Source organism: Candidatus Brocadia sinica JPN1 (assembly GCF_000949635.1).
Classification (GTDB): Bacteria; Planctomycetota; Brocadiia; order Brocadiales; family Brocadiaceae; genus Brocadia; species Brocadia sinica.
In genome coordinates this window covers 1,763,041-1,788,558 of record NZ_BAFN01000001.1, presented here as the reverse complement: position 1 = coordinate 1,788,558, position 25,518 = coordinate 1,763,041, and the positions used below count along the sequence as shown (strand labels likewise).

Genomic DNA, 25,518 nt, shown 5'->3' with positions numbered 1-25,518 from the left:
AGTAAAATTATGATAAGGTTCTCTTATTTTTCCGTAATCGTAATGCAACAAATTATAATATTTCTGACGATGTATTACAATATTTAAGGAATCTAAGCCGAAAAAATCCACTTGATGGATGTAAAGTCAAAACTCAACACACTGGAACAAGGTTCGCTAAGATTTTGTCTCCAGTGCTAATGGGAAATTTTTGGCCGCTTGATGCACAAAAAACACTATGGGTATTACAAATATGTACAAACGATGAATTATGCAACGACCTGCCGTTTTTATCACCCTTTTGCTTATATTCGGTATCTGCGTGGGGTCACGCACAAAGATTCCCATTTATCTTACCCTTGGGACTGGTTTTCTATTATGGGTGTCCTGCTTTCTATTTGTATATTCATACAAATTCAGCATATTTTTCCTACCGTGCCTGTCTGTCTTTTTTGTTGTGATATCAATAGCATATTACGATTCCAGGACCGATTTTCTTCCCACTAACCATATTGAGCGTGTTCTAACCACCCACAAATCCTTACAACGCATCACGGGGGTAATTATAAATCAGCCTGTTCTCCTGGATGAAAACACAGTGAATAAACAATTACTTCAGGGCAAATCAGGGCAAATTTCAAGGAAATCTCATTACAAAATATCTTTTATAATCCGCGCAGAAGAGATAGAAACGGCATCAGGATGGAAAAATATATCAGGCATTGTGAAAGTAAATATATATCCGTCAAAAGAGGAAATTTTTAAGACGAACAATACGTTGCCTGTTGTAAACAAGTTCGTTTATGGGCAAAGAGTGACACTTTTCGGGTATGCATTCCTACCAAAACCTCCCGGCAATCCATACGAATTTGACTACAAAAGTTACTTGCAACGTCAAATGCCGTCGGTTCGTGGTTTGATGACGGTTGTAAATACGGATAATATACAGGTCAGAGGATCATACGGCAATAACTGGTTCTACAGTTTTATCTATGCACTCAATAATTCTTTAAATAACACCATCTACACCTATACCTTTCGTAACAGCGCGCCATTGATCAGCAGCATGTTATTGGGCGACAGGGCAAACCTCCCGAACGAAACGATTGATAATTTTATGAAAACGGGCATCATCCACTTCATCGCTATTAGTGGTTTTAACGTAGGAATCGTAGTCTTTACCGTACTGTTACCGCTGCGATTCTTAGGAATAAACCAAACTTTGTCAACGCTTATTATTCTGCTCATTGTTACCCTATACACCATTTTAACAGGACTGAATCCACCTGTGCTTCGTGCCGGTATGATGGCTGTTGTTTTCTTCTGCAGTTTTTTAGTGCGCAGGCAATGGGACATTACCAGTGGTATCTTTGCAGCCATGTTTTTTATCCTCATCAGAAACCCATCCGATCTTTTCAATATTGGGTTTCAGCTATCAGTGCTGGCAACGATGGGCATTGTCTATGGGTCGTTAAAAATAGAAGGCGCCTTATTTAAAACAGCCTTATTCATAGAAACGTTACAGGTAAAGGCCGAACGGGGACGATTATTTTTCCTGAAAAAATATCTGCGGAAATCCTTCTGCATTTCCCTTGCCGCCTGGCTGGCAACCTTGCCTCTTACGGCCCATTACTTCCATCTTTTCACACCCTTCATCCCCATTACCAATATTATTGTATTCCCATTATTCTGGATTATCATAGTTTGTGGTATCGTGTTATTAACGCTGGGAACGATATGCCCTCCTCTGGCATCTGCTTCAGCCTGGCTGGCATCAAATACAGATATGTTATTAGAATCTCTGGTTTCAAATCTTGCGTCCTTACCGTATTCGTATTTCTATGTCAGCGGGCCTTCGCAAACAGAGATTCTTCTATATTACCTGTTCATCGTTTTGCTTCTCTCTCGTAACTTTTTATCAATAGATCTTGCGAAAATTGCACTATTTGGCTTGCTGAGCGCTAATATTTTCATTTTCTCTGACCTGTTTAAATTCACAAATCACTCTTTGAAAATCACGTGTTTAGACGTGGGGCATGGAAGCGCTATCGTTATTCAATTTCCCAACGGAAAAAATCTTCTGTATGATGTGGGTTCGTGGCAGAATTACGATATAGGGAAAAATATTGTGGCTCCCTTTTTGTGGGGTCAGCATATAAAAAAAATTGATCTGGTGATCCTCTCCCACGAACATCAAGATCACTTTAGCGGTTTGCCATCTATCATCGAAAGATTCCGGGTAAAATCTGTCTATTCACAGCCGCACCTGTTTTCATCCGAAGAGGGGCAAAGAATACTTGCTTTTCTCAGCAAAAAAAACATCCGTACAGCAACCCTTTCTCATGGCGAAGCCCTAAAGGGGTTTGAACCTGCCGTGATAAAAATATTGCATCCCCTGCCATTTGTTTCTGACGTTACCACAATAAATGACAATTCTTGTGTTATAAAAATTGAATATCTTGGGTACTCCATAGTTCTCTGCTCAGACATCGAAGAACGAGGAATCGAATCGATCTTATCAAAATCTTCAGGAATCAGGACTGATATCATTCAAATGCCTCACCATGGTTCATTCATAAACAATATAGAAAGGTTGATAAATACAGCGCAACCTACGTACGCCTTTATCAATTCATGTGACGGCATAACCTCTCCTAAAACACTCGATATCTTGAGAAGGCATAATATCATAGTTTTACAGACGCACCAGGAAGGGGCTATAACGTTTAATCTGGATAATAACGGAATAACCTGCACTACCTTTGATAAATGAGACACAAAGCTGGTTTTTCACGGATACGTTTACTTTGCTTAGGTTAAGGTGTACCCCATTGTCTAGACAATTATTTAATAAAAATAAGATAGAATTTTAGTATTGTTTATGCGAAGTATCTTTTAATTATTTGATGAGCAGGAAAACGGAATGGAGCGGAGCGGAATGGAGTTTTTCTGCTCATCCGCTGTGCATTTCTCCGTTCTTGCTTTCTTGCCATTTTTACCCGGTCAGTTCAAGAGTATTTACCATCTCTCCTTTCCGTGCCTTTTTGTTACTACAATACAGCGTTGCTGGCGCTCTGTATTCAAGCGACTGATGTAATCTCTCGTTGTTATAAAAATCAAAATACCTCCTTAAACCATCCACTGCCTCTCTTACCGTCTTATAGTCTTTTAAATACACCTCCTCGTATTTTATCGACCTCCACAAACGCTCTATAAAAATGTTATCAAACACTCGTCCCCTTCCATCCATGCTGATCTTTACCCCGGCTCCCTCTAATTTCCCAGTAAACGCATTGCTCGTAAACTGCGATCCCTGGTCCGTGTTAAATATCTCAGGGCATCCCTTCCTTATTGCCCTGTCTAATGCTTCCAGACAAAATCCCACATCCAGGGTTATTGATGTCTCCCACGACAGCACATACCGACTATACCAGTCCATTATTGCCATGAGATATACATACCCCTGATTGAGCCGTATGTACGTTATATCCGCACACCACACGTGATCTGGATACTCTATACTCAATCCTCTGAGTAAATATGGGTATTTCTTGTGTCCTTCACCTCCTTTACTTAGCCAAGGCTTCGGATAGATCGCATATAATCCCATCTTCCTCATTAACCGTTTTACCCTCTTAGGGTTTACCTCATGCCCTTCCTTTCTTAACCATGCCGTCAACCGCCTTACCCCATAAAACGGATACCCCGTATAATACTCATCTATCAGGTTCATCAATTGAAGATTATATGCACTCTCACCAATCGCCTTATAATAAAAGACTGAACGGGATATCCCCAGTAACTCACACTGCCGACTTACACTTATCTCCTCATTTTCTGGCTCTATTAACCTCTTCCTTTCCTCAACCGTTGATCCCAACTTTTTTTTTCAGCCAATCCAGTTCAACCTTCAATTGCCCTATCTGCTGGTACAACGACGCACGCAATTCATCCTCCTTTCTGGCATCTTGCACCTTCTTCAGCGAAAATATCCTCGGTATCTCTTCTATTACCTGCTTCTTCCACTGTGCTATCTGCGTTGGGTGTACCCCATATTGCCCTGCTAGCTCGTTTGCAGTCTTCTCCCCCTTTATCGCTTCTATCGCTACTCTCGCCTTAAATTCCCCATTATATTGCTTCCTCTCCACCTCTTATTTTATACCCCCTTTCCAAACCTTTTTCTCTTCCATGCCTGCCTTTAGCCAGGCATGATTTTCTATCTTAACATACTGTCCAGTTTTTGGGGTACATTATAGGTACAATGGCATTGTATAATTACTCATTATGCAATAGATCTAATAGATTTTTATAGTATTGGCACGAAAAACAAGGCCAAACGTCTAAAAAATAAACATTTCCATGCCCTTTCGTGAGCCTTCAGCACATAAATGTTTATTTTGCAACAACTTATTTTTTGGCATGTTTTTTGATAGAATTATGAGTTAAAAGTTATTGCCTTGAATCTTAACGCGGTAAACTTATCACTCGCAACGTTTCGTTTGGGTGCGGCATAGCCGCCCTCAGTATTCATGATGCAAACGCAGTAATTTTACCGATTATATCAAATATACCCTATGTCTTTTCCTATCTGGATACTCACCGGGCCCACGGCAAGTGGGAAGACGGACATCGCTTTAAAGATTGCCGAAAGCATCAATGCAGAAATAGTTTCGGCTGATTCTATGCTCGTATATCGGGGCATGGATATCGGGACAGAAAAACCTTCCCTTGCCGCAAGAAACAAGACTCCACATCATTTCATAGATATCGTAGAACCCTGGGAAGAGTATAGTGTAGGCCAGTATGTGAAGGATTTTGAAGTTATTGCACAAAGTCTTTATCAGCAAGGCAAGCAATTCATCGTTGTAGGCGGGACTGCCCTTTATTTAAAGGCTATTATGGATGGTTTGTTTGAAGGTCCCCCTGCAGACTGGGAATATCGCAATTCCCTAAAGGCTGTTGCTATGGAAAAAGGCCCTAACTACCTGCACAAGATGCTTGCTGACATTGATCCCGAAACGGCCGACAAATTACATTTCAATGACCAGAAAAGGGTCATCCGCGCGCTTGAGGTCTTTAGAACGACGGGACAGCGCATCTCTTCTTTTCAGACCCAATTTGGTCATAAAAATCCAAAATATGACTGTATCCTGGTTGCGATTGAATACAACCGGGATATTTTATATAAGCGCATAGAAACACGCGTTGACCGCATGTTTGAGCGTGGTCTTGTGAACGAGGTACGATCATTATTAAGCAATCCCTTGGGTTTAAGCAAGCAGGCCTCCCAGGCGCTTGGATACAAAGAAATTATCGATTTTCTCAAAGGGAAGTATACACTTTCAGAGGTTTCTAGCGAAATTAAACAAAGAACACGTCGGTTTGCAAAAAGGCAGATGACGTGGTTTAGAAGCTTCCCGAATATCCACTGGATTCATGCCAACCCAGCCAGCGATGCCATGAGACTTTCTGAAGAAGTCCTTGCATGTTTTACACAAAACAAACCCTTATCGAAAGAAACGATGTAAATGAAATTCCATCATTTGCACATTCCGACTGAAATACGCAATTTTGGCATCCGGAAATTAAGCGATGCTTTAACACGCCATAGGACAAAAACTGCATGGGGACTGGATATTGGTGGTCGTGCTTTAAAGGCGGTAAAGATTAAACAGACACCGGATAGATTATTGGTTGAAGATATGGATATCATTGAATATTCTGCGATTCCATCCGACGGAAATTTCTTACAATCACCAGCTATTCAAGAGGCCATTCAAACCTTTCTGACAAAACATCATATCGCCAAGACCGACAATGTAATACTGTCTATTCCAGGCCAATTCGTATTATCCAGGTTTACCACAATCCCACCGGTAGACAAGAAGCGGTTAAGAAATATTGTCAGTTATGAGGCAAAGCAACAAATTCCCTTTGATCTCAAAGACATTGTATGGGACTATCAGCAATTCACGGAACAAGTCCCCGGTGCAGAGAGTGTAGAGATTGGGCTCTTTGCGTCTAAGCGGGCAACGCTCGACCATTTATTGACCAATATCTCACCCCTTAGGTCCAGGCTAACTGCAATACAGGCATCACCTCTGGCCATTTCCAACTTCATTTCTTTTGATCAGCAAATCGATGGGTTAGCCATTATCATAAACTCGGAAACGGAAAATACAGACCTCATCATTGTTGACAGCCTCTATTTTTGGCTCAGAAGCATACCAATTTCCACGGTAGATACCGATCTCGTAAAAGAAATCCAGAGATCGATGGAATATTACAAGTCATTAACGAAGGAGACGGTTCATTTTAAGACCCTTTTCCTCATGGGAAATAAATTTAAAGACCCACTCAACGTGAAATGTATTACCGACAATTTTACCTACGAGGTGAAAGTCTTTAAGGCCCTAAACAATTTCGGACTATCCAGTAATATTAGTCCTGCTTATTTCAGCGAGAATGTATTGCATCTGGGCGCTGCTTTCGGTCTCGCACTGCAGGGCGTCGGATCAGGCAGAATAAAAATAAATTTATTACCACAGGAACTCATCAAATCTGCGGAGATCTCAAAGAAAAAACCTTATGCCATAGCCACTCTCGGTTGTTTAGCACTGTCACTGCTCATTCAATATGCAGAACTCCACATTCAGATCTCGCACCTCCGTAATTCCTCCAGCCGTTATCAAAAAGTGCTGCAAGACAACAAGGAATTTGAAAGGAAATACAAAAATGCTGAGACACTTGCACAGGCAAAAAAATCTGAACTTGACCTGATTTCCTCCATCGATTCTTCCCGGTTCACCTGGATGGAAGTACTGGATAAACTACTATCCCTGATACCCGACAATGCATCTATAACCAGCATCCAGTCTTCATGGATAGATGCAGATACCATGAAAACTGATGGCACGACAAAACAAATGCCATCCGGGTCTTCTCAGGCGAAAAAACCTGCTACCCCTGCAAAACCTGGCGCTTCGAAAAAATTGCTCCTGATGGGAATCAAAGGAGAAAGCAAAGAACCAAGTATGCGCTTTATAGAAGAACACATCCTGAAACCTATTCAAAATATAACCCTTTTTGATCACAGAATCCCGGCATTCAAAAATGCAGAAATTGTTCCGGGTTCGTCCCGGCAAGTGAACCATAAAGAGGGCGGGGATAGTTATATTAGTTTTGAGATACGATGGATTGTAAAGTCGAAAGAGGAAATTCAATGGGAGGAAAATTCAGTGTCGTTCATCAATGGAACTTCAACACCATTTAAAAAATCGTGACTGAAAATGAAGGTGTAGAAGATATGAACATCGGTCGAGATATAAACTTCCTGCGGCTCAGGAAAATCTTTCCTGGAATTTTCACGGGAGTATTTGGTTTTTGGATCTCCGCAGGTATTGCTTTTTTTATTCTGTTGGTCCTCTTGTTTGTGCGTATATTTCCGCTGTCACATCAGTATGCCAGTGCTTATAAAGACAATGAAGATTTATCAATGGCGCTGGAGAAATACGCGATAAAAAAGGACCTCTATAATGACGCATGGATTGAATCGGCAAAACAAGAGTCAGAGCTTTACAATAAAGAAATTGAGAAATGCAGGTCATTTCTGAAAGAAAAAGATGACCGGCTGGAAGCAATTTTTTCAAGAGAAGATGCAAAAAAAGGGCTGATTAAAATCGAAGATGAAGCGCTCTGGAAGAACGAATATGTTAAAAGGGTTTCTGCATTGTTAACAAAATTAGCGACAAATACGATTGCTGTAACTGAGGACGCCTTGCCATTTCAAAATTGGGGGCAAGACATTCCGTCATGGGATACTATCCTGCCTGCACAAAAAAGATTCTGGATTCTGGAGGCAATTGTCAATGCTACCCTGAACAAAACCGGAATTACAAAACTTGAAAAAATTACATTCCGGGAATCATCTCCTTCATACGATCCTTCTTTTGCGCAGCTTTATACCGTTATACCCATTACCATCAAGGTTGAACTGCCGGCGGATTGTATCCAATTCTTACTGCGTGATATTTTAAAATCGGATATTCCGTTTGTTATTGAGGGTATCACGATTTTGAGTACTGATAAAGTATTAAATCCTGGCACATTGATGGGAAATGAAGACAACCATGCATCCAATCCGGTTATTGATGTTACCATCGATGCATATGTTATCGATTACAAGACATGAATTAATATTAATGTCAGAATTTAACCATGAATATTAAAAATTTTACCTTCAGGCACGTGGAAAAATTTGTCCTTGGCATTACTGCAGGTTATCTTGTCTATGCACTGCTTCATATCTTTATTGTGTTACATTTAAGGGCACACGAAACCGATACAAAATTGGCTTCACTATCAAACGTAATTGAACGAAAACTCAAGACAAGTGTGCCTCCTGCTCTGAATAAGGAGCGAGAAGAGGCCGCACAGTTGGAATCACGTTTTACAACCCCGCCACCTGCTACCCGTCTACTGCATTCGCATCTCTTCGTTAAATTCACGAAAGGGGAAACAATTTCAGGCATCACAACAAAAGATTTATTTAAAAAACCAGAATTACAAACTCTTCCATATTCAGCGTGCCCCACTCCAGGCAGTATAGAATTTACTTTGAAAGGAGGGACTGCGGATCTGGCCTTGATTCAAGTCAGGAAGTTGCATAAAGATAGTTGGTTGACAGAAAGTTTTATCGTGGAAGGCGGAAAAACAATTGGTGGGAAAAAAATAATAGCCAGGGAACCGGTGGATTTTAATACATACTGTAAGTTAATAAAGATTATCCCCTCTGCACAAAAAGCGCTGATTTTTAAGAAATCTGCACTCCTTCGGAATGAAAAGGGTGAATTTATAGGCACATCTCTTGCAGAAGAAAAACATATGATTTCAACTTCAAAGATCGTATTTAAAGATAAAAAGGGAGAGTCCTACGATTTGTGGATAGGAGAATTAGCAAATTTGGGGACGGAAACTGTTACTATTTATTCATCAGTAAATACCGCTTCAACCAATTAACAATACCTTTTAAAAAGGGGCTTACATGAAAAGTGTCTTTACCCTGATCTCAATTGTTATCTTGCATATATGTTTATCATTCCTTGCGCCAAATCAATCCCCGGCACAAAGCAAAGATACTTCAGAAACAAAATCACCTCCCTCAAATAATTATTACCTTAAGGCCGCTAAAATGCACTTTGAACTAAAGGATTACGCGAAGGCCATTGACACACTTGAGCTGGCCATCCTGTTAGAACCGGATAATACGGAGACTCTTGCATTACTAAAAGAGTCAAGACGGCTTCTGGAAGGGAAAAAGACCTCACCCGAGATGCAGGCTAAAACCTGCGTATCCAGGGAAATGACAACCCCACCTGTCACGGAAGAAGATCCAGCATCCTTATTGCAAAACGTATATACCGCTATGAAGGAGGGACGACATGATGATGCTGTAGAGATAACGAATCGCATACTTGCCATGGACCCTGCTAACAAAGAGGCGTTGTACCTGAAAGAAAAGATAAATGAGAGAAAACACGAGTATATCACGGAGAATCTAAAAGCCACCCATATACAAGAAAAGTTAAAAAGCCACGAATACCTCAAAGAGGCGTCCGTTCCCCATCAGGACACCTTACAATTTCCAGAAAGAGGACAATGGAAAGATATTTTAAAACGTACACTTCCGGAGATGGATAAAATTGTAGAAGAAAACAAGAAAAAAACAGAACAACTACGACTCATCCCGGATCCCGTTCTTGAGTCTCCTCCAAAGGTCATTGAAGATGCCCTGAATACGATCATTTCATTTGAGTTTTTAGATACGCCATTAAGAGACGTTATCATCTTTATAAGAGAGAAGACAAATGTCAATATGATCATTGATCCGGAAGCAGGAAATGCCTCGATTTCATTGAAGCTGAAGGATGTCCCACTAAGGACTGCATTGAAGTACATCCTGCCGAAAGGATATGAATATGTGATTGAAGGGGACATCATTCATGTGTATAAGCAAAAAATGGAACTGCGTGTCTATGATATAAGGGACATATTGATCAATCTCGATGATAAGGAACCTCTCGAATTTGATATTACAGCGGCTGCCTCCACCCAGTTAAGCATGCGGAAAAAGGAAACCGTCAAAACAAAAGACCCTTCAGCACGGGTATTCGATCTCATCGAACTGATAGTTACCACCATTGAACCTTCATCATGGTCATTCCGTACCAGCGTAATCGGAGCCTCCGCCACGGGGGGACAACGGCATATTAATATACCAGGACAGGGCGAAGGGAGCATTATTGCGAGGATGGGGCAGCCTGGGGACCTCGTGGTAGTCAATACGAAATATGTCCATAAGCAAATTGAAAATTTATTGGCTTCTTTACGGTCAGCACAAAATCTCCAGGTAAATATTGAAGCTCGTTTCATTTCTGTCTCGGATACATTCTTTGAAGATATTGGAAGCAATTTCAGTGAATTCTTTAGTGAAGATGCATCCATTGATACAGGGGCAGATTCAGATATTAGCGACCTCGTTGCCGGTGAAGGGCTTCAGGTCAGCTATTCCATTTTAAGCGACTCTATGTTGAAAGGTTTCATACGCGCTGTCCAGGAGAGCAAAGACTCTGAAATACTCACTTCCCCCAGAATAACACTTTCCAACACCCAGCGTGGAAATATTGCCGTTGTCCAAACTATTAATTATATTCAAAGCACATCTGTCTCCGAAGGTGTGGTTACTCCTGTCATTGGCACAATACCGGAAGGAACCACCTTTGATGTAAGACCAATAGTAAGCGCAGACAGGAAATACATCTATTTGGAAGTGACTCCTTCTGTATTTACCGTCGAGGAAATCACATCTTTTACTTTTAGCGGACTATCCACGGACGCCGATATAGGTGGAGGTGTTGGGACCACAAATATTCCTCCAGAACAAACTGTTCAATTACCCAAGGTTAATGTTTCTCAGGTATCGGTAACGGTCTGTGTTCCTGACAAGGGCACACTGATGATTGGTGGATTAGGTTCTGTCACTAAAGATACCATTACGACTGGCATCCCAGTACTATCCAAGATACCCATATTAAAAAGATTATTTTCTCACGATCAGAAGAATAACCAAAAATCAAATCTGGTCATTCTTTTAAAGCCCACGATTCTAATTAGGGAAGAGCAGGAGGCAAAATTTTTGAGCAAATAAAATAAAAAACCCAAAGGAACAGATTTACATTATAAAAAGAATTAGCAATTTTTCTTCAAACAGATCACTAAAAATGTGGAATCAGCCCTGGAGATGCAACCATGCACAAACTCTATAATACGAACACCCTTTTACTCGTTATTATTGTCTTACTACTCATAGTGCTGGTATTGAAAAACACGACAAATTATGTCGTTGCGCAAGGTGATGGGAACGCACGGCATGTTTTTGGTGTTGTGGGAGAGAAGCAAGGTAACAGACAGCCATTTTATCTTGTAGATACCGAAGAACAGACCATTATGATATATGAGTATTTCCAGGGAGGAGGTTTAGGACTTGTGGCTGCCCGAAATTACAAATATGACAAAAAATTACAAGAGCATGGAAGGCCTTATGGTATGTCTATTGAAGAGGTAAAGACAGAACTATTAAAAACACAAACAAAGTAACCCAGCGTAGCCGTAACAAAAAGAGTTACACGAGACTTACTAATAACTACAGAACAAAAACTTCCTCAAAAATAACTTTTTACACGAACACAACAAAAGCCTACCATTATAATTCCTGGATATGCTTGCTTCCTTTTGATGCGATTTGCAGCAATCTTGTCTTAATCTCTGCAAATGGGAAATTTTTACCTGGACAGGCGGTACATTTCTGATGCACCTCTTTATGCTGTAATATATTAGATGAAGCAATATTGTATTTTCTGGAAAGATATTGGATAAGTCTGACGAGCGAATCGAGTTGGTTTTCGGTTGGGGCTCCCCCGTTTTCAAAATCACCAACCAGACAAACCCCGATTGCTACACGATTACAATCCATATTCGCTGTATGGGCGCCATGAATTTGTTTTTTCCAGCGCTCACCAACCTCAATTTCACCATCTCCTGAAACAGATCCGTTCCCAATCACAAAATGGTAAGCGAGGCCATGCTGCCATTTTCTGTTTTTCCGGTGGTAATGGTCAAATCGGGCGGCATTACCTTTTGCCGTGGCGCTGTGATGTATAACGATATACTCCCATGGTCTTCCATTTGTATTGATGCGACAGAGTTTTTCGAGATCTTGCACATAGGAGGAACTTCCAAGGCCTTCCGGTCTTTTCGTTCTTTCAATCTTTACACTGGTAAAAAAGGGTGTAGAAACACACAAGCCCGATGCAACCAGTATCATAATGAGCGAAAGGCATTGAACCATCCTCTCGCCCTGGTGCATGATTCTATTCCTAAAATAGATCTTCGAGTTTCGCGACAATAAGGATACTATTTTTCTATGCATAGAATGCCGCCTTAACTTAAAGTTTTTAGAAATAAAAAAAGCCTTGCTGTGAAAATATTCATTCCCGAACATCTTCGGCAGTAAGGCTATCTTTAAAAGTTAAAGCTTCCTCTATGGTACGCGTCTCTTTTATTATCTCAGGTGAACCCCGCATGAACCTATTAAAGACCCTTTCCTTTGCGTCCCCCGATCACTCGGAGTTTGCCTTTATCGTTGTTATATTATAAATGTAATTTTTTCATTGTCAATAAATAATTTCTGGTTTCTAAGCGCCGAATTGGGAACCCACTTACCGAAGAAACCCTGTTCATGAAAATCTTATGAAAGAACACAGATAACCATTGGCTACTTATTTTTTAGCTTGCTGATGAATTCCGTTATTTCTTTTGCCATGGATTGCCGAGAGTCTAATCTGAGTGTTTCGTTCAGGTGGAATAATGCGCTGGAAGGGTTGTTTAAGTAATTTGCATAAATAACGCCGAGTAGTTTATGTGCTAACGGGTTATTCGGCTGATAGTGAACCGATTGGTGAAGAGAATCTACCGATTCACTGTATTGTCCTTTCCGGTAAAAGGCATTTCCAAGATAATAGTATATCTCTCCATCGGCGGGATTGTATTTTACTGCCTCTTTAAACTCAGAAATGGCTTCATCCACAAGATTTTTTGACATATAAGCATTTCCCAGGTTACAGTGGGCATTGCTATCTACAGGATTACATTTTAAGGCCAACTGAAGTTCAGCAATCGCGTTATCTGTTGATCCCTTCGTCAAATATATCCCCGCTAAATTATTATGCACATCCGCATTGTCAAATCCCCGTGCAACTGCCTCATTCAGTTCATTAACAGCCTTATCGGGATAACCCTTCTTCGCATAGACAATGCCAAGGTTATTATGCACATTGGCCAATTTTGGATTGAGTCGAATTGCGGTATCAAATTCATGTATGGCCTTCTCAAACTGCTCCATATCTGTAAAAATAATCCCCAGATTGTTGTGGAGATCAGCGTTCGCAGGGTCCAGCTTCAGCGCTGTTTTGAACTCAGTCAATGCCTCCCCGAAGTTCCCCATTTCCCTGTAAGTATTTCCCAGGTTGTTATGTGTGGTGGAGATCCCGGAGTTTATTTGTAATGCCTTTCTCAAGTCAGCAATAGCCTCTTTGTAGAGTTTATTTTCACGGTATGCAAGTCCAAGATTATTGTAATAGTAGGGATTGAACGGGTTACATTGGGTTGCTTTTTTATAGAGTTCGATAGCCCTGTCGATATGACGTTTGTTTTTATATATACCACCAAGATTATTATAGGCATCGGCATAAACCGGATTGTACCGCAATGCCTCCTGATATTCTTTGATAGCAGCATCGAACATACCTTTCCTCTCGTAGGCATTTCCCATGTTATAGTGTGACTCTGCATCCCTGGGCTTAATTTCCAGCGTCTTTTTATATTCAAATTCGGCATAGTCATAGAAGCCTTTTAAACTATGCACAACACCGAGATTGTGATGAGCACGGGCACTGTTAGGCTCACGATTAACGGTTGAACACCATAAGGTGAGTTCATCCCGCCATATTCCGTTCCGGTGGACACTGGTAATACCGAAGACAACAATAACGGTTCCCAGGCACATTGTTGCTAAGTTTTTTTTCAGAGTATAATTTTGAACAAGCATTCCGATAACCCCGGAGAAACCCATAATGGGAATATAGAGATATCGTTCCGCCATAATATTTCCTATGGGAATTATGTTTAATACCGGTAAGAGCGTAACAAAGAACCACGAGAGAAAAAACCCATGTTGTTCATTACTTTGACATAATCGTATCAGAAGGATGACGGTTGTAATTACGAGGAGCACTGAGATTATAAAAGCTGGTATTCCTGCATTTACCGGCGGAACCACATAATCGGCATTAAGATTGAATGGAAAAAACAAGAGCTTTATATACGATGCAATAACCTTAAGCATGACAAACAAGCCTTGCTGAGTTTGATCCAATCGAATGTACACATGCCGAAACAACACAAACCGGATAAACAGATAAAAACCGGTGACTAGAAAATAGCCGATGGAAACACCTTTCACCCTTTTTATCATTGAACGAAGGGGGCTGGCTGGAGTTGCAGAAAAGACGTTAAACAGCACAAGCAGGACAGGGAATGCAACCGCCGTCTCTTTTGAAAAGAGGGATAAGAAGCAGGCAAATAAGGAGCCTGCATAATACGCAAAAAATTTACCCCGGGTTAAAGATTTTTCATCGATTTTCAGAAATAAGACAAAGGCGATTAAGAAAAAGAGTGCAGCAAGAAGGTCTTCCCGATAACTAATGGAGTTTACCGTCTCGGTGAGAATCGGATGAGTGGCAAATAATAGCGTAGAGATAAAGGCTGCTGTATTTGCCTTCGTAACCTGTTTCACAAAGACGTAAAACAATACGGTATTTGCTGTTTGAAGGAGGATGTTTGTAAGATGAAAACCAGCAGGATTTAAACCCCAAAGGAAATAATCGGCAAAATACGATAGCGTAACAACGGGACGATAGCTAAGTTCTCCGGAGAGAATAAAATAATGAAAGGAAAAGATTGAGTGGAGGTTTTTCCAGTTCTTAATCAGGTTATTGTTTACGACGGTTGCAGAGTCGTCGTAAACAAAGGTATTGCTCAGGGTGTTAAGAAAAACGACGACCGATATTGCTGCCAGAATACTATAAGGTGCAATGTCTTTCAGATACTTGTTCAATTTTGTGGGAAAGTAGCGGGGCGCAGGGGAACGAACAGTGCTCATAAAAAACATCATCATTCAGCCATAGAAAAAAAAGAAATGCCCCTTTCTCAGGATAGCAACCTATATTTTGGCGCTGATTCGTAAAAAACGAGCTGCAAGTGAAAAGAGTGTAACACATACCCTATGGGAATGCAAGTATCATAAGCAGTATATTTCTGTCTTTGATAAGACGTTTTGTACTATCATGCCGGACTACTTTTGTCCTTTGTTTTCTGTATCTCCTGTTTAATAGTATTTATGTATTTTGTAACCGGGATCTCTTTTGGACAAACGCGTGTGCACTCATAGTGGTTGACACATGCCCATGCTCCATCAGGATAATCCAATTGCCTGAGCCGGTCCCGATACTTATCATCCCGCGAATCAAAAATGTACCTGAATGCCCATACCAGAGGGGCAGGACCTATAAACCGCTCGTTTTCGTTAACCACCGGGCAGGCACCCATGCAACAGGCACACAAGATGCATCTGATAGCAGTGTCCAGCTGTTTGCTGTTCTCTGGTGATTGCGAACGCTCTTTTTCCGGAGGAATGGTTTCAGAGATCAAATAAGGACGAACAAGTTTTACTTTCTCGAAGAATGGCTCCAGGTCCACAACCAGGTCTTTGAGCACCTTATAAGAAGGGAGTGGTTCCAGAACTACCTCCTGCCCTTCATACTCTTTTACCAGCTTCTGGCAAGCCAGGGCGCAGCGACCGTTGATTTTCATGGCGTCGGAACCGCACACCCCATGGCCGCAGGACATCCGGTAACTGAGTGTTCCATCCTGCTCCCATTTAATCCGGTTGAGGCAATCCAGTATACGATCCGAAGGATTGGCAGAAATCTGATACTTCTGGTAATAAGGTTCTTTATCTGCATCCGGATCAAAGCGGTATATCCTGAATTTCATTTCCACATCAATACACCCTCGGTTTTGGTTCAAATCGTGTAATAGTCACCGGCTTGTAGAAGAGGCGATAACCGTCCATAGTCTTCCGGATTAAGGTATGTTTGAGCCAGTTTTGATCATCCCTTTCGGGATAATCTTCCCTGAAATGAGCGCCACGGCTTTCTTCCCTTGCCAATGCAGAAACCAGGATTATATATGACAGGTTGAGTAAAGATTCCAATTCAAGGGCTTCCGTAAGGTCTGTGTTAAATCCAAGCCCGCGATTGTCTATTGCAACTCCCTCATATCGTTCCATTAAAGACCGGATAGTTGCAAGGGCTTTATTCAGGTCTTTCTTGTTACGGAATACGGAGCAATACGCCATCATGGCCTCTTGCATCTCATTCCTCAATACCCCGGCCTTTTCTCCATCCTGTCGCCTCTTCAAACGATCGATCTTTGCAAGAGTATCCCTTTCTGGTTGATCGGGCAACGAGACCCAGGCAAGACCATCCAGTGCCTGGAGTATCTTTTTCCCTGCCCTGCGCCCAAACACCACAAGGTCAAGTAGCGAATTACAGCCCAACCGGTTAGCGCCGTGCACCGATACACAGGCACATTCACCGGCTGCATAAAGGCCTTGTATCACTTGTTGATTTTCATCAAGAACCTGGCCATCCAGGTTTGTGGGAATCCCTCCCATCATATAGTGGCAGGTGGGCTGTACGGGGATGAGATCCCTGACCAGATCGATTCCCAGATAGATCCGGACAAAGGAGGAAATATCAGAGAGTTTCGCCGCAAGGCGTTCTTTCCCCAGATGGGTAAGATCAAGGTGGACGTAATCCCGTCCATCAATTCCCCTGCCCTCACGAATTTCGTCATAAATTGCACGACTAATGACGTCCCGTGGGGCAAGATCTTTTAAGCCTGGGGCATACCTTTCCATAAACCGGTACCCTTTCCCATTCCGAAGCATACCCCCTTCGCCGCGGGCTGCCTCACTAATGAGCACACCCATGCCATAAATACCGGTGGGATGAAATTGAACAAACTCCATATCCTCGAGAGGCACCCCTGCCCTATAGGCAAGATACACTCCATCCCCGGTATTCGCGAAACAGTTGGAGGTGGTTTTGTACACCTTGCCGAAACCACCCGTTGCTAACACGACTACCCGCGAATGAAAGACGTGAACAGCGCCCGTTGCAAGATCGTATGCCACGAGACCTGCAACCGTGTCTTCCTGCATAATCAGATCCAGCAGATAAAATTCTTCATAGACCTTAATCCCCTTCCGGAGTGATTCGAAGTACAAGGTATCCATAATTACCCTGCCAGTACGGTCGGCTGCATGACATGCCCTTTTAACCGGCGCCTTGCCGAAATCGCGGGTATGGCCGCCAAATGCCCGCTGGGCAATGGTACCAGCCGGGGTCCTGTTGAAAGGAACACCCATATGCTCAAGCTCGTAAATAGCCCGGAGGGCATCTTGCGTCAGAACTTCAGCTGCATCCTGGTCAGTGAGAAAATCCCCCCCCTTGACCGTATCGTACATGTGCCATTCCCATGAATCGGGCTCTTCATTGCCCAGCGCTCCGGCAATACCTCCCTGGGCGGCACCGGAATGAGAGCGGGTGGAAAACACCTTACTGATCAGGGCAACATCCGCAACTCCCGCCACCTCTACTGCCGCCCGCAAACCGGCAAGCCCGGCTCCCACTATGAGAACATCGTGTTTGAATTCCATGGTATACCTGGTGTTTTTCTTGTTATGGGAAAGATCCTGAACAATTACCCTTTCAATTCCCGCCGTAGTGTGAACATGATATCAGATAGCTGTTAACGCGCCAAGAAAAATGCGGGTGGTGTTCCCAATTATCCACAGTTATTCAGTTGGATAGAGAACAAATCCCTTTTACTTGAAATTCTGACCGGTTTTTTCAATGATCGTTATGCCTACTTTTGCAATCCCGCTCTCTATCAAATCTAATTCTACACCGGCCCTATGTGAAACATTCACAATCCTGTCCGTCGTGCGATAAAAACGGTCTATAACAATTACTTCAACCTTTCTCTTATTCATCAAATTGGTAATCAATATTTTTGTTCCAAAGGACAACGACGGATGAGCAGCTGTCAATTTGTTTTTATCATAACGGACACCACTCGCGGTCATTTTGCCATCGTATTCATCAGAAATGAATGAAGCAATGCCTGTTTCATCATAAAGATCGGATTGTTTGCTACTGTTTTTGGCGTCGGTTTTTTTACTGTCAATTGATTTAATATCATTTTTTCTAACGTCAGCATTTCTACAGCCAATTACGCACGTAATTCCGATAAATATAATCAAAAAGTTCCCTATTTTTAAGTTTTGATACATGCTTATCCTCTATTATTTTTTGTAAATCCCAACCGTTCTAATCTCATCATTTAAAACAGGATGAGATAGTCACAACTTCTATTACAAGCCGACATGTTCCTTCAACAGTCCCGGATATATCTCCGGTGATGACATACTCACCACACAAAGTACCTTTCGATGCCCTTTCAAAATAAAAAGGAACAAGAGGCAAGGAGCAAAAAACTTGACCCTTGACCCCGATCGAGATTTTCTTTAACCTATTTTCATTCCTTGCGATGAAAGGGAGGTAAAAAACTTACAAAAAAGGAAGTTTTTATACAGGGATTCTATATAATCCTTTCGCCGGTAAGGGTACGTAAACTTTGTATAAATCGTATCTTTTTTTTATTGCTTTCTCTTAAAACGGCTACATAAGATTCCCACTCCTTCGTCCGATGGGTCTTTCGATAAATGTCACGCACCTGTTTCAGATAGCCCACAGCTGTTTCGTACGCTGATGGCTTTGTTAACGCAATTTGATTTTCTGCCAATGCGCACCATATCTTTAGCGCCTCGTCAGGGTACTTTCCTGCGATAGCATGGGCAACCTGGACATGTTTCTCGGAAAACCAACGATCCTTAGCGTAAGACTGTCTGTACCAATGCAATACCTTATCAGCGTCTTTCTCCTTGTCCGCTATATCAATTAATACATCATATGCAGGGAAACTTTTGGAATACCTTTCTTTGATTTTTTGTGGGGACTTTAGATCTCCTCGGGTATGCACGTTTCCCGTTTCTAAAAACTGTAGTGCCCAGTCCCTGATCGTTGTTTCGCTTTTCGTGTTGACCGCCGCTTCTATGAGTTTATTGTAATTTTTCAGGCAAGGATACTCTAAAAATTCTTCCTGTCTTAGGAATAAGATTGAATCATAGTCGCCGCTTTTTTCTGCAAGTTTTGCAATATGTTCCCTCAGGGTATTCCCAATTCCCGGGTACTTTTGGCCAACCTGCTTTATACCCTCTTCAGCAGCTTTTCTGGCTTCATCATATTTTTTTGCCCCGATCAACCTCTCAACATACCGTACCCAGCTGCCGGTAATTTTTGCCTCTTCCTCGCATAAGGGAAGTATCTCTTCATTCCTGCCCGATTTTTCTAAGGCAGAGATAAGAAAATTGGAAATGCGGTCTCTCCGGTAATTGCTGCTAAATTCGCTGTTAGAATTCTTTGAGGATGGCAAATCAGCAAGCCTGTCTGATAAATCGTCAGCCGCTGCAGACCATGCCGATTTGTCACGTATTGATTCTAAGATTTCGTATGCACCACCGCACAGATCATATTCGTCCTGCAGTTCCGCTTCTATGATGAACATAATCTTACTCACGTTTGGCCATTCACACTTTTTAACCGCTTTAAATCCGATCTCCAGGCATTCAGAAATTTGCAAAGCTGAATCACCTTCATCATCGCAGGTTTCAACGTACGAATTACCTTTATCCAGCAATTCCCCGGCAATAATAGTGACGGCATCGTAATAACCCTGGTCAAAAAGATGCAACATCATAGACTTCACCCTGCTAAAATCAGACGGGTTTCCCTCATCTGACCAATGGTTACGCCATGCCGGTTCTGATATAATGTTATCTATCTCTTGGCGTATGCTGGAAATAAGCTTTTCCACCTTGCCACCGGCTAACCGTGCGCTGTCCAAAAGCTCTGTGTAAACCTCCGGATACCTGTTTGCAAGCGTTATCACGAATTTTTTCAGGAACTCCTTGTCATGCTGGTCAAGGAACTCTGCGATATCGTTGTCCGGGGTTGATTTAGCGGAAGACTTTTTTGATCGAGTTTGGGTATCTCCGGGATCATCGTAGTCGTCTTCTTCGTACTCACCGTCGTCAAGTCCTTTCATCTTCATGATGTCCGGGTCGGTCGATTGGGCTGTTGGTACTTTTCTCTTGTCTTTAATAGCCTGGGAAAATGCCAGGACCGTGGCGACGGCATGTTTGCAACCGCTGCCATAGGGACAGGTGCAATCAGATGTGATTTCCTTCTGCTGGCCTTGCCCGTGTATCGTAACGAGGGTTGTATATTCATCGGTGCCAGATACCCTGGCAAGGATCCCCGTCGGTGCAATTCTCAAGTTCGTAACCCGGCCACGCTTGAAATAATCTTCCCCCCTTTTTAAGGTACGGCTGCCAACCCAATTCTGTAAATCATTCCAGGTTAATTCTCTAAAATTCTCTTCCAGATTTTTCAATGACAATCTTTCCTCCATCATTCTCCAAAAATCTTCATTATATAAAATCAGCTTTTTACAGAATAAGTATCTTTTTTATCTCTTCAACGATCATGGGAAGGAACGTCCCTGCCTTTTCCATAATAAAATAATCTGCATCGGGAAAAGCTTTTTCAATATTTATTTCAATTATTTGAGCCCTCTTCTGTTTTGCCAAAAAAGGTAAGGATGCCGCGGGCTGGACAACGGCAGATGTGCCAACGAGGAACATTATCCTGCACCTTGCGGACTCCTCTTGTGCCTTCATGAGTGCATCAAATGGCAACTGCTCCCCAAACACGGCTTTCGGTCAACCAGTAATTTTGCAACCTCTTTATATAAAGTGCCACTATCAACGTTTCTTTCAGCCAAAAATGTTTTCTCGGGTTTATTCAACCTTAACTTCTACCACCTGAGTTGTATCTTGTCCTAAAATATCAACAACCTTTATGGCTATTTTGTATCTACCACCCTTTTTGTATTCATGCCACGAGGATTCGAATTCAAGCTCAGCATTTTTCTTGGTTCTAAAGGATTGCCATTCATTTTCAAAAATATAACTTCCTGTCCAGGCCTCTTCTGATGCGCCATTTTTCCCTATTCTGACAATCTCTTTCTTGTTTGCATAATCGAAATCTACCGCCCAGTAATCTATCCAGTCAACCCAATCTTTCGTTAAAATGTCTCTTTTCACGATACCGTTCTTGTCTTTTTCTATCCTGATTATCTGGCCATTTTCTATAACGACTCTATTACTGCCATTCTTGAGGTTTTGCTCTATCTCATCAAGGTCGTCCTGCGTGTATTAGGTCGTAAAATCTTTCAGTCGAACCTTGACCTTTTTGCCTTTTACTTCGGGTTTTACCTCAAGGTATGCACCGTCATAGAATTTTACCTGTCCCTTTTTCACCGCCCGCTTATCAAAGACTTCTCGTGGAATATATTTGAGTTTCAAGTTTATTCCTTTATCTTTCATCTCATCTTCTATGCGCGGCAACAATCCCATCTCAAACTCAAAACCCAACACATCAACCTGCGTGATTACCTTCTCCCGGCATTCATCATAAATCTCCTCAACGGTTTTTCTGGTAATGGGAAAATCCAGGGGACCGACATGGACAAATCTCTGTGCCTTCACCCCGCAAAGCGTCCTCAAGCCTTCTACCCTTTTTGCCTTGTAACCTTCCAGGATCAGATTTATGTATGCCTCATGTTTTAATTCAAGCTGTCTTCTCTGTTCATCCTCCGTCAAATCAAGATTGATACCCATAAAATATTTTCTTTCGTATTTCCCAAGATTTAAGACCTCAAACGCCCTATAGGGTTTGTCGTCTCTTTTGAGTTCACGTTGTACCTGGATCAGTCTTTTTCTTGTGGTATGGATGGCAAATCTGCCGAGGTCACAGGCAATCCACTTCCTGCCTAGTTTTTCGGCTACGGCAGGGGTTGTGCCTGAACCGCAGAAAAAGTCTGCCACAAGATCGCCATCGTTGGAAGAGACTTTCACAATTCTTTCAAGTAAAGCTTCTGGTTTTTGGGTAATATATGCAGTTCTTTCATCGGCGGCTTTGTTGATGATATCAATATTCCACCAATCTCTTGGTGCTACACCTGCTCTATTTTCTATATAATCTCTATAGGTCAGTCCTGGATAATTTTGTTCATCCTCAGGAGTTAATCCATCGGCAGCTTGAATAGGACTACCCATTGTATTTTTTCCTCTGATTTGATACCAACCTTTATCGTCCTTGTATTTAAATTTCTTTTTTGTAACTTCAGAATATTCTTCGGTTGCCTCTTGCCAATTGAAAGGTCTATCTATACTATTAGATTTTGAATAGAAGAGAAGCATGTCATGCTTAGGATTATAAGTATTTAAAACTCTTTCTCGTTCCTTGTAACACCAAATAACTTCGTTTTTAAAATTGTCTTTTTCAAACACATCGTCTAGTATTAACCTCAAATAGGCATCTACCCGCCGGTCGCAATGCACATAAATGCTCCCATCCTCCGCCAGCAGAGCATGCATGAGTTTCAGTCTCTCATACATCATGGAGAGGTAAGAGGAGATGCCTTTACCCCATGTGTCCCTGTATGCAATTTCTTCAATGATGGAAGGCTTTTTTGTTACCTCATCACCGTTGAGCCTTATCTGAAATGAAAAATCGGCACCGACTGCAAAGGGTGAGTCTATATAAATGAGTTTCAGGCCTCCTTCCCTTTCTATTTCTTCTCTTAAGGGGCCGTTGATAAGCGATGAAAGCGCCAGCTTGTTATCTCCCCAGATCAACTTATTTGTCCACCCCTTGAGTTGCCTGCCCCTATCATCGGTAGATAACAGCTTTAACTGACCTGTCTTGCTTTTTTCTTCTCTTGGTTCATCCACATGCTCAATGGAATGAAATGGCAGGACAACGTTAGTAACTTCCTCATCCCTTCAAATACGGTAATGTGCGACATCTGACCTTCTATATCCTTAAAGACAATCTCTTTCTTTTCTTCTTCGGAAAATGTTTTCAGTTCTACGGGTGTAAAGTGAAATTTATCTATGTTTATTTCTTCAAGTCTTTTATATTCTCTGTAAAGTCTGGGAGTAAGCACAGGAATCTTTATATCAAGTTTCTCAAGATCTTTGCCTGGATTTTCCCTATCTGGTTCAATTACTATCGGGGAATTACCTTTTGCCGTTTCTCCCATGCTTCTGTAACCAAGTTCAACGCCCTCGCTTTTAATTGATTCCACAAACTCCAGAAATGCCTAAGTCCCTACAACACAAAGTTCTTCTGTGATTTCTAACCTGTCATGCTGAACTTGGTTCAGCATCTTCTCATGTGTAATATCGTGCGGGAACATCTTCCGCAATCCACGTCCCAGCCCTCTCTCAGCATGAGAACAGACACGACAACCTTGTATGGGGAACTATCGCAATCAATAGCATCGGCAGCCTTTCTCAGTTTTTCAAGTTCTGCCCTATCTTTCTTGGCCTTGCTTTCGATTATTTCGCCGCTTTTGTTGATATAAATAACAAGAACTGCATTTTTAAACTCAGGGTAACGAGTTTCGAGATATCCAGCAACTTCATCACTTTCTTTTGTCTCAGTGGTCATAATGAATAAAATAGGTGTTTTACCTGCCCGCTTAATCTCTTCATACTTTTAAAATTTCCTGTACAGATATCCTCTATTTCTCAAAACTCTTTTGCAAGCAAATTCTTCTGTGCTTTTTGTAAAAAACCTGTTTTTTTCATCAGAATATATTGATCTGAGGTATTGTAATCCCCATTCAAACAAGTAAAACACGGACAAACAGAGTTTGTCCATGCCACCCAGTAGTATTAAAATTCTAAAGATTAAATTAACCACCCTCTTCAAACAGGTGCTTCTGTCCCAAAATCTTTTCAAAATGCTGACCCCAGTTAATTCCACACAACGGTTCTTCGGTAATATCCGGATTTTTACAACCGCATACATAGGCATAAATCCCAAAATCCTTAGCCCATCTTGAAATCTTTTCATACGACTGTTTTCTATATTCCAAATCCAGGGCAAGTACACGGGATTGCTCTGCCAGTAAATTCATGGACTTGCTGTTTTGGTAATGCTCCATAATTTTTGGCAAGAGAGGTGTATTCCCCAACGCTTTATACAAGTTTTTCTTTATCTGGGGTCTCAGGAATAAATAATTGGTACCCGTGGAATTCACATCAAATCCCTGAAGTATCCTAAACAAGGCTGTTAAGTTCGATTCAGTATCTGTAGCACCAGGGATCAACGGGTCTAATTTTATTTCGGGCAAAATACCTATCGCACAGAGTCGTTCAATATTCTGTATTCTTTCTTGTGGCGTCGCGGCATAAGGTTCCATTCTCTTTTGAATATCCCGGTCTAATGTGGTAATGCCTATTTGAACGTGCACCATTTTTTTATATTGGCTAAATAACTGCAGGAATTTTGCGGGAATTCTGCCCTTGGTAAGGAGATTTATACCAATACCATATTCAAGCAAAACTTTCAACAACTCATAGGTTACCTTGAGCACTTGAGGGATGGGTTGCAGGACATCACAGGTTGGACTAAAAAATACATAGGCTGGCAACTTCCGGCGGGCGGATAACTCTTGTTTTAATTTTTCAGGCATATTCCCGTAAATAAGCACCTTGCCGTCACCCGGATACATCGAGTAACCCCTTGCGTAGCAATAGGCACATTGATGAATGCATCCCAGGGTGGGATTGACCGATGCCACCTGACTGAGACATTTTAGCGTTGATCTGGTAAGAACGTATCCTTTACGTTCGATAAAATTTATCTGCATTATGTTGATTTCGGATTGCGGAATTCGGATTTCGGAGTTTAAATCACTTTTTATTATTCCTGGCAGTTTTGATGGATGAAACGATAATGGCTATTATTTCATCATTTTCCTCCATTAATGAATTAAGTAAAGCTTTATCAACAATTTCCATTTCGTTTATTAACTCAAGCCAAAACAAGGTTTCATCTGCCTCTTCTTCCACAATGGATAACTTTGAAATAACGCCAGATGTCGACCTTGCCCGACATGCGGCTCTGTAATTAGCAGCGGCTGAAGTTCCTGAACGAAATATCTGATTACCAATCAATCTTCCTTCCATGTTATTTGGAAATATTCGGCAGAGTTTAATGATACTTTTGGCAAATTCTTTTGTTCTCTTTTTCATATCATTGCGGTCCATCCTTTTCTCCTTTTTGCGTTTTTAAACCCGAAATCCGAATTCTGCAATCC

At 41.7% G+C, this 25,518-nt stretch carries 21 protein-coding genes and 1 riboswitch; of the genes, 7 read left to right on the top strand and 14 right to left on the bottom strand.

Annotated features, from left to right (window positions below; translation table 11 throughout):
• Positions 1 to 250: 250 nt before the first annotated feature.
• On the top strand, positions 251 to 2,752 hold the full coding sequence (locus tag BROSI_RS07930; RefSeq protein ID WP_052563202.1) for a DNA internalization-related competence protein ComEC/Rec2: 2,502 nt from the start codon (positions 251 to 253) through the stop codon (positions 2,750 to 2,752).
• Positions 2,753 to 2,974: 222 nt separating this feature from the next.
• Here the strand turns inward: BROSI_RS07930 and BROSI_RS19035 are convergent.
• Positions 2,975 to 4,127, bottom strand: a protein-coding gene (locus tag BROSI_RS19035; RefSeq protein ID WP_420886059.1) for an IS3 family transposase whose coding sequence is annotated in 2 segments (ribosomal slippage) — positions 2,975 to 3,860 and positions 3,859 to 4,127 — 1,155 coding nt in all. Because the reading frame shifts where the segments join, the coding sequence is not laid out codon by codon here.
• Between the two features lie 426 nt (positions 4,128 to 4,553).
• Here BROSI_RS19035 and miaA point away from each other — a divergent pair.
• The 6 genes from miaA to BROSI_RS07890 all read left to right on the top strand — a co-directional run bounded on the left by miaA (position 4,554) and on the right by BROSI_RS07890 (position 11,634).
• Entirely contained in the window at positions 4,554 to 5,507 is a 954-nt protein-coding gene (miaA, locus tag BROSI_RS07915) for a tRNA (adenosine(37)-N6)-dimethylallyltransferase MiaA (protein ID WP_052563200.1), read from the top strand.
• Positions 5,508 to 7,262, top strand: a complete 1,755-nt coding sequence (gene pilM, locus BROSI_RS07910) for a pilus assembly protein PilM (RefSeq protein WP_052563197.1) — start codon at positions 5,508 to 5,510, stop codon at positions 7,260 to 7,262.
• A gap of 23 nt (positions 7,263 to 7,285) precedes the next feature.
• Complete coding sequence (locus BROSI_RS07905; RefSeq protein ID WP_157842439.1) at positions 7,286 to 8,170, top strand: hypothetical protein; 885 nt, start codon at positions 7,286 to 7,288, stop codon at positions 8,168 to 8,170.
• 26 nt (positions 8,171 to 8,196) lie between these two features.
• Entirely contained in the window at positions 8,197 to 8,997 is an 801-nt protein-coding gene (locus BROSI_RS07900; RefSeq protein ID WP_052563195.1) for a hypothetical protein, read from the top strand.
• Positions 8,998 to 9,022: 25 nt separating this feature from the next.
• Positions 9,023 to 11,185 (top strand): hypothetical protein, encoded by a 2,163-nt coding sequence (locus BROSI_RS07895; protein ID WP_052563194.1) that lies wholly within the window; start codon positions 9,023 to 9,025, stop codon positions 11,183 to 11,185.
• Positions 11,186 to 11,286: 101 nt separating this feature from the next.
• Complete coding sequence (locus tag BROSI_RS07890; protein WP_052563193.1) at positions 11,287 to 11,634, top strand: hypothetical protein; 348 nt, start codon at positions 11,287 to 11,289, stop codon at positions 11,632 to 11,634.
• 106 nt (positions 11,635 to 11,740) lie between these two features.
• Here BROSI_RS07890 and BROSI_RS07885 read toward each other — a convergent pair whose 3' ends face one another.
• The 13 genes from BROSI_RS07885 to BROSI_RS07820 all read right to left on the bottom strand — a co-directional run bounded on the left by BROSI_RS07885 (position 11,741) and on the right by BROSI_RS07820 (position 25,468).
• Positions 11,741 to 12,466: a peptidoglycan recognition protein family protein gene (locus BROSI_RS07885; protein ID WP_157842438.1), complete on the bottom strand. Its 726-nt coding sequence runs from the start codon at positions 12,464 to 12,466 to the stop codon at positions 11,741 to 11,743.
• A 73-nt stretch (positions 12,467 to 12,539) separates the two neighbouring features.
• Positions 12,540 to 12,682: riboswitch (cyclic di-GMP riboswitch) on the bottom strand.
• Positions 12,683 to 12,811: 129 nt separating this feature from the next.
• Complete coding sequence (locus tag BROSI_RS07880) at positions 12,812 to 15,256, bottom strand: tetratricopeptide repeat protein (RefSeq protein ID WP_157842437.1); 2,445 nt, start codon at positions 15,254 to 15,256, stop codon at positions 12,812 to 12,814.
• A 182-nt stretch (positions 15,257 to 15,438) separates the two neighbouring features.
• Positions 15,439 to 16,149, bottom strand: a complete 711-nt coding sequence (locus BROSI_RS07875; RefSeq protein ID WP_200891720.1) for a succinate dehydrogenase/fumarate reductase iron-sulfur subunit — start codon at positions 16,147 to 16,149, stop codon at positions 15,439 to 15,441.
• Between the two features lie 7 nt (positions 16,150 to 16,156).
• Entirely contained in the window at positions 16,157 to 17,878 is a 1,722-nt protein-coding gene (sdhA, locus tag BROSI_RS07870; protein ID WP_052563189.1) for a succinate dehydrogenase flavoprotein subunit, read from the bottom strand.
• A 168-nt stretch (positions 17,879 to 18,046) separates the two neighbouring features.
• Positions 18,047 to 18,484, bottom strand: a complete 438-nt coding sequence (locus BROSI_RS07865) for a septal ring lytic transglycosylase RlpA family protein (protein ID WP_157842436.1) — start codon at positions 18,482 to 18,484, stop codon at positions 18,047 to 18,049.
• A gap of 338 nt (positions 18,485 to 18,822) precedes the next feature.
• Positions 18,823 to 20,757: an SWIM zinc finger family protein gene (locus BROSI_RS07860; protein WP_052563187.1), complete on the bottom strand. Its 1,935-nt coding sequence runs from the start codon at positions 20,755 to 20,757 to the stop codon at positions 18,823 to 18,825.
• Positions 20,758 to 20,791: 34 nt separating this feature from the next.
• The gene (locus BROSI_RS07855; protein ID WP_157842434.1) at positions 20,792 to 21,040 is read right to left on the bottom strand and encodes an SIR2 family protein; all 249 of its coding nucleotides are present in this window, start codon (positions 21,038 to 21,040) and stop codon (positions 20,792 to 20,794) included.
• Positions 21,041 to 21,142: 102 nt separating this feature from the next.
• The gene (locus BROSI_RS07850; protein ID WP_052563185.1) at positions 21,143 to 21,448 is read right to left on the bottom strand and encodes a hypothetical protein; all 306 of its coding nucleotides are present in this window, start codon (positions 21,446 to 21,448) and stop codon (positions 21,143 to 21,145) included.
• A gap of 111 nt (positions 21,449 to 21,559) precedes the next feature.
• On the bottom strand, positions 21,560 to 23,140 hold the full coding sequence (locus tag BROSI_RS07845; protein ID WP_157842433.1) for a site-specific DNA-methyltransferase: 1,581 nt from the start codon (positions 23,138 to 23,140) through the stop codon (positions 21,560 to 21,562).
• Positions 23,098 to 23,496 carry a hypothetical protein gene (locus BROSI_RS07840; protein ID WP_052563183.1) on the bottom strand — a complete coding sequence of 133 codons (399 nt, stop codon included), beginning with the start codon at positions 23,494 to 23,496 and terminating at the stop codon, positions 23,098 to 23,100. The genes BROSI_RS07845 and BROSI_RS07840 overlap by 43 nt, the downstream gene beginning before the upstream one ends.
• A gap of 74 nt (positions 23,497 to 23,570) precedes the next feature.
• The gene (locus BROSI_RS07835) at positions 23,571 to 23,861 is read right to left on the bottom strand and encodes a hypothetical protein (protein WP_052563182.1); all 291 of its coding nucleotides are present in this window, start codon (positions 23,859 to 23,861) and stop codon (positions 23,571 to 23,573) included.
• Positions 23,862 to 24,108: 247 nt separating this feature from the next.
• On the bottom strand, positions 24,109 to 25,068 hold the full coding sequence (locus BROSI_RS07825) for an SPL family radical SAM protein (protein WP_082059109.1): 960 nt from the start codon (positions 25,066 to 25,068) through the stop codon (positions 24,109 to 24,111).
• A 43-nt stretch (positions 25,069 to 25,111) separates the two neighbouring features.
• Positions 25,112 to 25,468 carry a four helix bundle protein gene (locus BROSI_RS07820; RefSeq protein WP_052563179.1) on the bottom strand — a complete coding sequence of 119 codons (357 nt, stop codon included), beginning with the start codon at positions 25,466 to 25,468 and terminating at the stop codon, positions 25,112 to 25,114.
• Positions 25,469 to 25,518: the final 50 nt, after the last annotated feature.